Genomic DNA, 11,683 nt, shown 5'->3' with positions numbered 1-11,683 from the left:
TCAGGACAGTCCTTCTGCGATCGGGCCGAGCGCGAGCGCCGGGAGGAAGGTGAGAGCGACCAGGATGACCGTCACGCCGACGACCATGCCGACGAACTGTGGCCGGTGCGTCGGCAGCGTGCCCGCGGACTCGGGCACCGGGGCCTGCCTCGCCAGCGAGCCGGCCAGGGCCAGGACCAGGATGATCGGTACGAACCGGCCGAACACCATGCACAGGCCGAGCGCCACGTCGTACCACGGGGTGTTGACCGTGAGTCCGGCGAAGGCGGAGCCGTTGTTGTTGGAGGCACTGGTGAAGGCGTACAGCACCTCGGAGAAGCCATGCGGCCCCGAGTTGAGCATGCTCGCCCGCTGCTCCGCCGATCCCATCGCGAACGCCGTGCCGATCAGCACCAGCACCGGGGTGACCAGGAAGTACATCGACGCGAGCTTGATCTCACGAGCGCCGATCTTCTTGCCCAGGTATTCGGGTGTCCGGCCGACCATCAGGCCCGCCACGAACACCGTGATCACCGCGAGGATGAGCATGCCGTACAGGCCCGCGCCCACCCCGCCCGGCGCGACCTCGCCCAGCATCATGTTGAACATCGTCATCATGCCGCCGAACGGCGTGTAGGAGTCGTGGAAGGAGTCGACCGCACCGGTCGAGGTCAGCGTGGTGGCGGCGCCGAAGGTCGCCGAGTTCGACACACCGAAGCGGACCTCCTTGCCCTCCATCGCCGCTCCGACGGCCTGCGGCACAGTGGCGTTGCCGCTCAGCTCGAAGACGTTCGTCAGCACCACGCTGGCCAGCGCGAGGATGGCCATCACGGCGACGATCGCGTAACCCTGCCTGACCTGGCCGACCATCTTGCCGAAGGTGCGCGGCATCGCGAACGGGATCAGCAGGATGAGGAAGATCTCGAACCAGTTGGTCCAGCTCGTGGCGTTCTCGAACGGGTGGGCCGAGTTGACGTTGTAGAAGCCGCCGCCATTGGTGCCGAGCTCCTTGATGACCTCCTGCGAGGCGACCGGTCCCCCGGTGATCGCCTGGGTGCCGCCGGTCAGCGTGGTGACGGTGTGCGGCTCGGCAAGGTTCTGGATCACGCCGCCGGCCACGAGCACCAGCGCTCCGGCGAACGCGATCGGCAGCAGGACGCGCACGCAGCCGCGCACCAGGTCCACCCAGAAGTTGCCGACCGTGCCGGCCTTGCGACGGGCGAAGCCACGGACCAGCGCGACGGCCACCGCCATGCCGACCGCCGCCGACACGAAGTTCTGCACCGCCAGAGCCGCCATCTGCGCCAGGTGGCCCATCGTGGACTCGCCCGAATATGCCTGCCAGTTGGTGTTGGTGACGAAGCTGATCGCGGTGTTCCACGCGATGTGGTCGGTGACCGGCTTCATGCCCAGGCTCAGCGGGAGCTTGTCCTGCAGGCGCTGAATGCCGTACACGAGCAGAATCGAGATCACCGAGAACGCCAGCAGGCTGCGCGCGTACACCCCCCAGCTCTGCTCGGCATCGGCGCGCACGCCGAGCAGCCGGTAGATCCCCCGCTCGACGACGTTGTGCCTGGTGGTCGTGTAGACCCGGTACATGTGGTCACCGAGCGGCTTGTGCACCAGGGCCAGCGCGAGGATCAGGGAGACGATGAAGAGCATCCCTGCCGCGGCCGGGCTCATCAGAAACGCTCCGGGAACAACAGGGCCGCGACCATGAAGATCACCAGAGCCACGACGACCACGAGACCGGTGGCGTTGATCGCGCTCACAGGCGCTCCACCGCCTTCACGACGAGCCCGAAGACCACGAAGATCGCGATCGTCAGGACGACGAAGATGACGTCTGCCATCCCCACTCCTCAATTCCGGAACGCATTCCTTGCCACCCGGGACGAGCGGCTCATGACCAGCAAATCTCCGAAATAATCCCGTTTGGTCTTTCTTGACGGTCTTCATACGGCCGAAGACCGGATCTTGACGCGATTCGTACGCGGCACGGCCGTCCGGAAGCGCTGAGATCAGCGTCGATGCCGTTGGGAGGCGGCAAGTGGCCCGGAAGGTCCACTCGAAACGTGGATAGTCGGACACTCAGTCGCAGAGCGAAGGACGACCTCGGTCTTCGGCGTGCCACTGGAGGCCGGCACCACCTACCGGCCCGGCACCCGTTTCGGCCCGCAGGGCGACGTCGTCACGATCCCCGCCAACCTCGAGAAGTCCTTCGACCAGATCGCCAAGGCCATCAGCCATGTCGCCGCCGCAGGCGTGATGCCCGTGGTGCTGGGCGGTGACCACTCCATCGGCTACCCCACCATCCTGGACGCCCTGGCCACCATGGTCGCCTCCGGCAAGCTCGGGCGCCGCGTCGCGACTCGCGACCGGGAGGCGTGGGGGCCGTACGCCCCCTGAGCGGCCGGGCACCCCCACGCCGCGGGAACCGGGCGCGGCCTGCGGTGCCCCGGCACCCGCAGCAGGGAGATCGCCGCCGAGCAGGCCGAGATCGACCGGCGGGACGCGGCGAACCAGACCGCGTGTGACCGATCCAGACACCGGCCGTTGATAGATCTCTCGGCCGCCGGTGACGGCCGAGAGCTCACGGGTCAGGTCTGTTGGTAGCCCAGGAGGGTCATCATGCCGGATTCCGCGTGGTAGATGTTGTGGCAGTGGACCATCCACAGGCCCGGGTTGTCGGCGTCGAAGTCCACATCCAGCTTGCTGTTCGGCAGGACGATGGCGGTGTCCTTGCGGATGCCGCCGTCGGCCAGGGCGAAGGTGTGGCCATGCAGGTGCATCGGATGCCACATCATGGTCCGGTTGATGAACGCCAGACGGACCCGTTCGCCGGACCGTACCCCTGAGATGATCTTTGGATCGTACTTCTTGCCGTTGATCCCCCAGTCGTAGGCCATCATGCTGCCGGTGAGTTCCAGCTCGATGGTGCGGTCGGGGTTCTTGGGCACGAGCCGTACCTCATCGGCCGGGCGGAGCTTGGCGTAGCGGGCGACGTCGCCGTCCAGTTCGGAGGGACGCAGGTCGGCCTTGGGCGCGGAGGCCGTCGGGGCGGAGCGAATCAGACCGCGGGCGAGAGCGTCCTTGCCCTCGGCGAGGGCGACCAGTGGGAAGACACCCTCCTTGAGGGTGACCAGCACGTCGTAGCGCTCGCCCATGCCGACCAGCAGCGCGTCGGTCTCGGCATGCTGTACGGCGAAACCGTCGGTGTGGGTAACGGTCATCCGGTGACCGCCCAGAGCGACCCGGAAAGCGGTGTCGCCGCCAGCGTTGATGATCCTGATGCGCAACCGCGCGCCTGGCTTGGCGCGGAAGGTCTCCGGCGCGGCGGCGACGCGCCCATTGAGCAGGAAGTGTGGATAGCGCACGTCACCCGCGTCTCCACCGAGCAGCGGGCTGGTCGCGCCCATCAGCATGTGTTTGGCCGTACCGGACGGCGCGGGTGTCATGGCAGGCATGCCGCCGTGATTCATGCCTGGCATGCTCTGCGGCGTGGCAGGAGCCGTACCGGCACCGTGGGCCATGCCCATGCCACCCGATAGCTCGGCCAGTACCTCGTCCGGAGTGCCGGTGACCCCGTCCAGCCAATCGTCGAGAACCACGATCCACTCGGCGTCGTACCCCAAGGGCTCCCTCGGGTCCTCCACGATCAGCGGTGCGTACAGCCCGCGGTCAAGCTGGGCTCCGAAATGTGGGTGGAACCAATAGGTGCCCGGGTCCGGAGCGGCGAACTCGTAAACGAACTCCGTCCCAGGGGAGATCGCCTGCTGAGTGACGCCGGGCACGCCGTCGGCGTCGTTGCGCAGTGCCAGGCCGTGCCAGTGGATGCTGGTGTCGGCGGGAAGCCGGTTGACCAGCCGGGCGCGGACCACCTCGCCGGCCTTCACCCGGATCGGGGCACCGGGGAGTCGGCTGTCATAGGCCCAGGTCCGGACGACTGGACCGCCGAGGTCTACCTGATCCTCGGCGGCGACCAGGCGGAAATCTTGGACCGCACCGGTACGGCGGAGCTGTTCCGCGGCGCGAACCTGTTCGCTGGTCGGGCTGATGAACGCGGGAGTGATGGGGTCCTTCGCGCACGCGCTGAGGGCGGCCCCTCCCAGGAGGCCAAGACCGGCCCGGAGCAGGGTACGTCGATCGATCTGCATGGTTGGTGCCTCGCTGAAGTTGTGCTGGGCATGGACGGTCAACCGGACGAGGCTGGGCGCGACGGCTCCAGCGGCCCGGATCCGGACGTCTATATCCGCAGCACGACCGTGTGCTTCGGTGTGAGCGATAAAGGTGGCGGCCCGCGCAGCAGCCCGGTCACGTGCTGAGCCAGGCGTGAGCCGTCGCGGGACCACGCGTCAAGCGGTCCCGCCCTCCGCACTCGCAAGAGAGCCAGGGTGACGAGGGTGACGAGAATCGTCAGGCAGATCGACGCGGTGTCGGGTGTGCCGCTCGGCACCGTGCCGGAGTCGGAATCCGGCACGGCCAGGTGGCCACCCTCGACATGGAGCGCACCGGTGGCGGCCGATGGCGGTGCGTCGTGGCCGTCTAGGTGACCGAGCGTGTGCATCGCGACCACGCCCAGCGTGAGGAGCAAAAGGAGCAGCAGCCGCGGCAGCACTGCCACGATCCGACCTTCCTTCCGCACCCGCACACCGAAAGGATACGTCACATCTCCTACGGCACATCGTAGGACGGGCGGGAAGTAGCCGGCCTCAGGCACCAGCCCGGCGGTCGGGAACACCCCGGGCCCAGGCGCGCCGCTGTCCGTATAGTTACGCCTCGAATGCCAGGCAGGCGAACAGGTCCTGCCTCAACGGAGAAGAGGAAGCGACATGTCCTGCAGCAGTCCTCGATCGTTAATCTACGGTTTCACCTAGTAGATTCTGCGCCATGCGAGGAATTCGTACTGCCGCCGCGGGGCTGCTGATGCGCACCAACCCAGCGACGTCGAGGCGACGCCTCCTGCCGGCCGTTCTCGGCGGGTTCGTGCTTGTCGTGCTGATCGCGTACGCCGTTTCCGCGATCATCCTCAGGGGCGTGGTTCCGCCAAATACGCGGGTCGATGGCATTGAAATCGGCGGCCTCTCCCCTGCAGAGGCCCAGTCGCTCCTGGATCGCCGTCTCGGCCCAGCAGCCGCTCGCCCCATCACCGCACGGATGGCCGGCAAGACGGTACGGCTGGCACCGCGCGATCTCGGCCTCGCCTTCGACGCGCGAGCCACGGTCGCCTTGACGCTCGATGGGGCGACGACACCGACCGGCATCGCCCGATCCCTGTTCGGTGGCCACACCGTCGCACCGGTGGTCCACGTCGACGAGCGACTCCTGGCCAAGCGCGTCGCCACCCTCGCCCAGTCGGTGGATCGCAAGCCCCAGGAGGGCAACATACGCTATCGCGGCCTCGAGCCCCAGGCCGTCGAGCCGCGACCGGGCCTGGCGTTAGATCAAGGCGGGGCAGCCCGCGCACTGCGAGCAGCCTTCATGAAGACCTCTGGCCGCATCGACCTACCCGTGCGCGAACGGCCCGCCTCGGTGACGGCCGAGGAGGTAGGCCGGATCGCCGGGACGGTGGCGCGTACCGCGGCCGCCCAGCCGTTCACGCTGATCAACGGAGTCAAGCGGGCAACCCTTTCCTCGCAAGAGCTCGCGGCACACCTGCGTTTCATCCCCGACCGGCGGGGGTCGTTACGCCCGGACTTCGACGCCCACAACCTCTCCGACAAGCTCGGCGAACAACTCGTCGGATCAGCCCAGCAACCGAAAGACGCATCTTTCAAGATCATCAAAGGCAAGCCGCGCCTGATCCCCGCGCGGACCGGCACAGGCATCGACGCGACCGCCCTCGGCAAGAGGATCACCACAGCCCTCGCCGCCGGCGAGCGCACCGCCGACGTCCCACTCAAGCGGATCCAGCCCCGGGTGACCACGGAGCAGGCAGGAAAGCTCGGTATCGAGGAGAGGGTCAGCTCTTTCACCACCAGGCATCCATGCTGCGTGCCGCGCGTCACCAACATCCACCGCATCGCCGACATCGTGGACGGCTACATCGTCAGGCCAGGGGAAACGTTCTCCCTCAACGGGGTGGTCGGCAAGCGGGACAAGGCGCGAGGGTTCGTCGAGGCGCCGATGATCCTGAACAACCGGTTCGTCAACGACGTCGGTGGCGGGGTCTCGCAGTTCGCCACCACGCTGTTCAACGCGGTGTTCTTCGGCGGTTTCCAGGACGTCCAGCACATGGCGCACCAGTACTACATCTCCAGATACCCGGCGGGACGCGAGTCCACGGTCTCCTATCCCCAGCCGGACTTCCGCTTCCGAAACGACTCACCATACGGCGTACTGATCAAAACCTCCTACACCGGCACGTCCATCACGGTGCAGTTCTGGAGCACTAAGCGGTACGCGATCGAGTCCGAGAGCTCGGCACGCTATAACATCAAGAACTTCCCCGCCCTGAACGAGTCCGGCCCGAAATGCATCCCCATGCAAGGCGTGGAGGGTTTCACGATCGACGTCTGGCGGATCTTCAAGCAGAACGGCAAGATCGTGCGCAAGCAGAAGTTCACCACCGTCTACCAGCCAGAGCCCCGCCTCACATGCACCTGAGCACCAACAACAGAGCCGTGCGGGTGGCGGGTTGCTCCTGGCGCTGCTCCACCGGCCGCTCACCGGTCATCACGAGGGAGCGGCTCGAACCCCGGCCGCCCCCTCCGCGTACCTTGGCCTGACGATGCGCCAAGCGGGCTTGGCGCATCGTCACGAAGCTCACCACCCCAACAGACACACCCAGCCAGGCGATGGAGAACCCGGAAGCGCCGCCCTCGCCTGCTCGACGATGCGTCCTCGGGCGCCCGCGACACCGCCTCAACCCGCAGACCTATCCGTGGGGTCTCAGGTCCCAGCGGGGACCCTGACGACGCCGGCGAGGTTTCGTGTGTGCACGGGCACGATCTTCACGACGTCACCCGTCCGGGGAGCCTGGATCATCTTCCCGTCACCCCAGTAGATCGCCGCGTGGGAGATGTAGCCAGGGTTGGTCGGGTCCAACCGCCAAAAGATCAGGTCGCCTGGCCGCATCTGCGCGAAGGGCACCTGGGGACCGCTGGCGAACTGCTGGTGCGTCACCCTGGGCAGGCGGATGCCGGCGCGTCCGAACGCCCACTGGATCAGCCCGGAACAGTCGAACGCGTCGGGCCCCTCCGCACCCCATACATATGGAGCGCCGAGCTTGCTCGCTGCCGCGGCCAGGACCGTGCGGATCCGATCATCGGAGAGCGAACTGGGAGATTTCTCGGTTCGCGCAGGCGTGAACGCAGGCTTGAGGACGACGACCTGAACACCTGCGGGCAGTTTCCGCGACAGAGCCTCCCTGAGTCGGGCCGAGTCGGCTCGCGGTGCGCTCACCAGCAGGGCATTCTTGCGCGGGAGGCCCAAGCGCCGAGCCGTCCGCGATGACACGACCGCGTCGATGACTCCCAGCCCCATGGTGGCGATCGCCCCGACGCGCAGGTCCTCACGTCCTGCCCTTACCGAACTTCCGAGCGCCAGCCCGCCATCCGTCCCCAACCCGAAGGAGACGGCGGCGTCTCCTGCCGCGACGCTCTGCCACAGCGGATCCGAGCGTGCGGTGGGACCGGGCGTATACGAACGGAACGACGACGGATCGACCCCCAAAGTCGCCACGTTCCGGCCCGAGATCGTTAATCGCGCGGCGTCAACCTGCTCGACCGCTGCCACCCCTGCCCGCCCGCGGATGCTCGCGACCACCTGCCCGGGCAGCGTACGCGAGCCGATCACGAGAAGGTGCGCCTCACGCCGCCGCTTCAACGGCGCGACAGGCTCAGCCGTCGGCGTCGCGGCGGGAAGGCGCCTGTCCGCGGGAGATGGCCGCGAGACCGGTTGTGTGGTCTCGGGAACGCCTTCCATTTCGGCGAGGACGACGACACTCGTCGCCACAACGGTGACGATCGCTGCAGACAGCAGGAATATCGCCGAGAAGCTATGACGATCCATCGCCGCTGCTGGCCGTGACGATTATCGTGCGCAGAGCGGGGATGATGCCTCTCCTTGCCTGCTGGTCACCTTATCTACTATTGAATATAGTAGACGGATGTTGTCCCCGTTCGCGTTCCCCCCGCGTCACGAGTTCTTCAACGCCGCCTGCACGAAGGCGTTGACCGTGTGCTCCGCCTCATCCGGAGTCACCTGACCACGGATCAGCGGGATCCGCTCGGCCCCGATGACCGCCATGACGCTGCGCGCCGCGGCGGCCGGGTCCAGCCGGCGGAACTCCCCCGACGCCACCCCGGCGGCGATGATTCTCGAGAGGATCTCCTGCATCGGCGCCACATGGCCGGCCAGCGCCTGATAGGCCTCGGGGCCGAGAGCGGCGGACATCTCCACCGGTCCCGGGTGCGGGTGGGCCTGGAGACCGTTGAGCTGGAGTCTGACGAACGCCGTGAGCCGTTCCGCGGCGGGCGCGTGAACAGGCAACTCGCGTTCGTACCGCTCGATGAAGTAATCCGTCACGCGCTCGCTGAAGGCCAGCAACAGCGCACCCTTGTCGGGAAAGTAGTTGTACAGGACGGTGCGCGCGACTCCGGCCGCGGCGGCGACGTCGGTCATGGAGATGTCGTCGATGGCCCGATCCCTGGACAACCGTGAGATCGCCTCGAAGATGCGCTCCAGGGTCTGAGCGCGATGCTCGCTGAGATTCGCTGCGGAAATCCGAGGCACTCAGGCATCTTCGCATGTGGGGCGCGGTGGCCAAAGGCGGGAACATTCGGGAACGTGGTTCCATTGTTTTTGCGACATGGTGTCGTTATCTTTATGACGGAACGTCATAAACCGAGGAGGGCCATGGACCGCGAACCCCTGTCCAAGCTGCTGTATCGAGGCACATCGGACGCCCATCGCGCAGCGGAGAACACCCCCTACATGCTGGCTCTCTTCCAGGGCAAGCTCACCGAGGACGCCTACCGCCTCTGGCTCGTGCGCTTCCACACCGTCTACTCCGCGCTGGAGCGGACCACCGAGGCCCTGCGCGACCACCCTGCCGTGGGCGGCCTGCATCTCCCCCAGCTCAACAGGACCGAGGCCATCGAGCGCGACCTCGCTCACTTCTACGGCCGTGACTGGCGAGCCGCGCTGGAGTCCTCCCCCGCGACCGACGCCTACACCGCACGGCTGGACCGGGTCCGCGAGGAGTGGCCGCTCGGACTGGTGCCCCACCACTGGATCCGCTACGCCGGATACCTGCACGGCGGCGCCACCCTGGCCAGGATGCTGAGCACCGCATACGGCCTGAGCGAGGGTGCGGGCATGGCCTTCTACGACTTCGCCGAGATCGAGGACACCCACGCGTTCGTCACCGAGTACCACGCCAGGATGAACGCGGTCCCGGTCACCGATGAGGACGTCGCCGCCCTGGTCGCGGAGGGCGATCACGCGTTCGACGGCAACGCCGCGATCACGGTCGAACTGGGCGAGACCTGCGGCATCGGCTGAGACGGCCTCACCGGTGAAGGTCGCCCCGGGGACAGGGGCGGCCTTCACCGTACGAACTCGCACGAACTCGTACAAGCTCGTGCGAACTCGTGCGAACTCGTGCGAACTCGTGCGAACTCCTGCGATGTCATACGAGGTCATACGAGCCTGATGGCCTGCATCGGGCATGCCTCGACCGCGGCCATGGCGTTGGCCTGCTGGTCGGCGGGCACCTCGTCCCGCACCACCTTGCCGTAACCCCACTCGTCCAGGTCGAACACCTCGGGCGCGAATCGCTTGCAGTAACCCTTGCCATCACAGACGGACGCGTCGATCGCGACTCTCATCGGCTCTCCTCAAGTCTCCTCAACAGGGATACGGAAATCGGCGGGCACGCACGCCGGGCACGCAGTGCCGACGTGCGCCCGAACCAGGGGGCGATGATGACGGAAGAGCGATCCGATCAGGACGGATGCCGCGTCGGGCGTGGCGCAGTTGCCCCGCCCGGGGAGAGCCGCCCCCCATCTCTCCAGCCGGTCGACGTCCTCCCCCGTCGCCGAGCCGATCACCAGGCGGTCCAGCGTCTCCGCGACGCCTTGGAGGCCCTTGACGCAGGGGCCGCACTGCCGGGCGTTCTCCCGGTCGAGGAACCTGGCCACCTCCGCGGCCACGCCGATCGGGCAATCTCCGGCGAGAAGGACGAAGGCGCCACAGCCGAGCGTGCTGCCGACTCCGGCGAACGCCGCGTGAGTCAGGGGAAGGTCCAGCGCCCGGGCGGGAAGCAGACCACCGGCGAAGCCTCCGGCGAGCACGCCGGTCACCCGGTCCACCCGTCCGAGGTGGCTCCGGACGACGTCTCCGAGTCGCACACCGTACGGAACCTCGAACAGCGCCGGAGTCCGGCCCGCGCCGGACAGCGTGACCAGGAGGGTTCCGGGCGAGTCGGCGGTGCCGGTCATGCGGTAGGCGGCGGGACCGAGGCGGGCCGCGAGCGCCAGCTGGGCCAGGGTCTCGACGTTGCAGACCAGGATCCCCGACTGCCAGGGGCGGGGCGGTTTGGCGGTGGGCAACGCGGGTCCGCCGCCGATCGCACGGACGGCCGCCGTCTCCTCGCCGGCCACGTATCCGGGCGGCACCTCGATGATGTCGACGCCATCAGGCGCGAGCCGGCGCAGCGTCACAGCCGCGGCGTGATCACTGAGATAGACGCAGGCGCGTCCGGCGCCGACGGCACGAGCGGCCAGCCGGAGTCCGCGCAGGACCAACGCGGGGCGCTCCCGGAGCAGGAACCGGTCCTTGACCGAGGTGGGCTCCCCCTCTGCCCCGTTCGCGATCACGAGGTCGGCGGCCGTGATCGAGCGGAGTTTGACGGCCAGCGGGAACCCCGCGCCACCCCGGCCCCTGATGCCGGCGGCTTCGGCGATCTGGACGATCTCGGAGGAGGCCGGCTCCCCCTCGTCCGCGGTCTCGTCGAGCAGGAGGCGGGGGGCGCCGAGAGATCGCACCGTGATGGGGAACCTCATGCCACCAGGTATTCGGACAGCCGCTTGCCACAGTCGATGAGGACCTCGGTGTTGAGCTGGTAGGCCAGCAGCGTCTCACCGATCACCCGCTTGCGCTGGACCTCGTCCAGGTCGAGCGCGTTGAGCCGATCGCGGTACTCGACCTTGAACGCCTTCAGGTCCGGGATGCCGGGGAAGGAGTAGAAGCCGGCGCCCTGATCGCCCTCGAAGCCGTAGGTCCGCTGCGCGATCTTGCCGATCACCTGCCCGCCGGACAGATCGCCGAGGTAGCGGGTGTAGTGGTGGGCGATGAAGCCGCCGGGCCAGTCGGCGACCTGGTTGATCCGGGCCACGTACGTGAGCGTGGACTTCGACGGGGTGATCTTTTCGCGCCAGTCCGTGCCGTACAGCGCCTCCAGGTCTCGCTCCAGGGCGGAGACCCGTTCCAGCTCGGGCCGGACGAACGCTCCCGCGATGGGGTCGCCGGCCAGGGACCGGCCCGTCTCCTCCAGGGCGACGTAGGCGTAGTAGTGCTGGGCGACCATCTCGCCGTAGCCCGCCCGAGACAGCTTCCCGTCCATCAGCGCTTCCAGGTAGGCGGTGTGCTCGGCCGCGTCGTGGTCGGTCCAGGTCGCCTTCCTGAGCTGGTCGGCGAAGGTCTCCGTCATTTTCCAACCTCCAGGGCATTGCATTGGAATTACGTTTCACGACAGAGTG

General features: G+C 67.6%; 12 protein-coding genes. 3 read left to right on the top strand and 9 right to left on the bottom strand.

The window, feature by feature from the left end; all coding sequences use genetic code 11:
- Nucleotides 1-1,662, bottom strand: a complete 1,662-nt coding sequence (kdpA, locus tag AB0C16_RS25990) for a potassium-transporting ATPase subunit KdpA (RefSeq protein WP_357686528.1) — start codon at nucleotides 1,660-1,662, stop codon at nucleotides 1-3.
- Complete coding sequence (kdpF, locus tag AB0C16_RS25985) at nucleotides 1,662-1,751, bottom strand: K(+)-transporting ATPase subunit F (protein ID WP_336203760.1); 90 nt, start codon at nucleotides 1,749-1,751, stop codon at nucleotides 1,662-1,664. The genes kdpA and kdpF overlap by 1 nt, the downstream gene beginning before the upstream one ends.
- A gap of 354 nt (nucleotides 1,752-2,105) precedes the next feature.
- Between kdpF and AB0C16_RS25980 the strand changes: the two genes are divergently transcribed.
- A complete protein-coding gene (locus tag AB0C16_RS25980) occupies nucleotides 2,106-2,387 on the top strand; it encodes an arginase family protein (protein WP_357686526.1) in 282 nt (93 codons plus the stop codon).
- Nucleotides 2,388-2,578: 191 nt separating this feature from the next.
- Here the strand turns inward: AB0C16_RS25980 and AB0C16_RS25975 are convergent, their stop codons facing one another.
- A complete protein-coding gene (locus AB0C16_RS25975) occupies nucleotides 2,579-4,177 on the bottom strand; it encodes a multicopper oxidase family protein (RefSeq protein WP_357686525.1) in 1,599 nt (532 codons plus the stop codon).
- Nucleotides 4,178-4,224: 47 nt separating this feature from the next.
- On the bottom strand, nucleotides 4,225-4,602 hold the full coding sequence (locus AB0C16_RS25970; protein ID WP_357686523.1) for a hypothetical protein: 378 nt from the start codon (nucleotides 4,600-4,602) through the stop codon (nucleotides 4,225-4,227).
- Nucleotides 4,603-4,868: 266 nt separating this feature from the next.
- On the opposite strand from AB0C16_RS25970, the gene AB0C16_RS25965 reads away from it, so the two are divergent.
- On the top strand, nucleotides 4,869-6,584 hold the full coding sequence (locus tag AB0C16_RS25965; protein WP_357686521.1) for a VanW family protein: 1,716 nt from the start codon (nucleotides 4,869-4,871) through the stop codon (nucleotides 6,582-6,584).
- Between the two features lie 285 nt (nucleotides 6,585-6,869).
- Here the strand turns inward: AB0C16_RS25965 and AB0C16_RS25960 are convergent, their stop codons facing one another.
- Together AB0C16_RS25960 and AB0C16_RS25955 are read right to left on the bottom strand one after the other, a co-directional pair.
- Nucleotides 6,870-7,991: a C40 family peptidase gene (locus tag AB0C16_RS25960; RefSeq protein ID WP_357686520.1), complete on the bottom strand. Its 1,122-nt coding sequence runs from the start codon at nucleotides 7,989-7,991 to the stop codon at nucleotides 6,870-6,872.
- Between the two features lie 126 nt (nucleotides 7,992-8,117).
- A complete protein-coding gene (locus AB0C16_RS25955; RefSeq protein ID WP_357686519.1) occupies nucleotides 8,118-8,714 on the bottom strand; it encodes a TetR/AcrR family transcriptional regulator in 597 nt (198 codons plus the stop codon).
- A gap of 123 nt (nucleotides 8,715-8,837) precedes the next feature.
- On the opposite strand from AB0C16_RS25955, the gene AB0C16_RS25950 reads away from it, so the two are divergent.
- Complete coding sequence (locus AB0C16_RS25950; protein WP_357686518.1) at nucleotides 8,838-9,485, top strand: biliverdin-producing heme oxygenase; 648 nt, start codon at nucleotides 8,838-8,840, stop codon at nucleotides 9,483-9,485.
- A gap of 137 nt (nucleotides 9,486-9,622) precedes the next feature.
- Here the strand turns inward: AB0C16_RS25950 and AB0C16_RS25945 are convergent, their stop codons facing one another.
- Genes AB0C16_RS25945 through AB0C16_RS25935 form a run of 3 tightly spaced genes read right to left on the bottom strand, consistent with a single transcriptional unit; the run spans nucleotide 9,623 to nucleotide 11,634 of the window.
- On the bottom strand, nucleotides 9,623-9,811 hold the full coding sequence (locus AB0C16_RS25945) for a ferredoxin (protein ID WP_357686516.1): 189 nt from the start codon (nucleotides 9,809-9,811) through the stop codon (nucleotides 9,623-9,625).
- Nucleotides 9,812-9,820: 9 nt separating this feature from the next.
- The gene (locus AB0C16_RS25940; RefSeq protein WP_357686514.1) at nucleotides 9,821-10,987 is read right to left on the bottom strand and encodes an NADH-ubiquinone oxidoreductase-F iron-sulfur binding region domain-containing protein; all 1,167 of its coding nucleotides are present in this window, start codon (nucleotides 10,985-10,987) and stop codon (nucleotides 9,821-9,823) included.
- On the bottom strand, nucleotides 10,984-11,634 hold the full coding sequence (locus AB0C16_RS25935) for a biliverdin-producing heme oxygenase (RefSeq protein WP_357686512.1): 651 nt from the start codon (nucleotides 11,632-11,634) through the stop codon (nucleotides 10,984-10,986). The genes AB0C16_RS25940 and AB0C16_RS25935 overlap by 4 nt, the downstream gene beginning before the upstream one ends.
- Nucleotides 11,635-11,683: the final 49 nt, after the last annotated feature.

The organism is Nonomuraea sp. NPDC048916 (assembly GCF_040649575.1).
Lineage (GTDB): Bacteria > Actinomycetota > Actinomycetes > Streptosporangiales > Streptosporangiaceae > Nonomuraea.
The sequence above is the reverse complement of the archived record's forward strand: the minus strand, read 5'-3'. Positions and strand labels throughout refer to the sequence as shown.

What these genes read in the sequence shown, in the direction of transcription:
- AB0C16_RS25940 (WP_357686514.1), bottom strand. Translation starts at nt 10,987, where the DNA reads ATGAGGTTCCCCATCACGGTGCGATCTCTCGGCGCCCCCCGCCTCCTG.
- AB0C16_RS25945 (WP_357686516.1), bottom strand. Translation starts at nt 9,811, where the DNA reads ATGAGAGTCGCGATCGACGCGTCCGTCTGTGATGGCAAGGGTTACTGC.
- AB0C16_RS25950 (WP_357686518.1), top strand. Translation starts at nt 8,838, where the DNA reads ATGGACCGCGAACCCCTGTCCAAGCTGCTGTATCGAGGCACATCGGAC.
- AB0C16_RS25965 (WP_357686521.1), top strand. Translation starts at nt 4,869, where the DNA reads ATGCGAGGAATTCGTACTGCCGCCGCGGGGCTGCTGATGCGCACCAAC.
- kdpA (WP_357686528.1), bottom strand. Translation starts at nt 1,662, where the DNA reads ATGAGCCCGGCCGCGGCAGGGATGCTCTTCATCGTCTCCCTGATCCTC.
- AB0C16_RS25935 (WP_357686512.1), bottom strand. Translation starts at nt 11,634, where the DNA reads ATGACGGAGACCTTCGCCGACCAGCTCAGGAAGGCGACCTGGACCGAC.
- AB0C16_RS25960 (WP_357686520.1), bottom strand. Translation starts at nt 7,991, where the DNA reads ATGGATCGTCATAGCTTCTCGGCGATATTCCTGCTGTCTGCAGCGATC.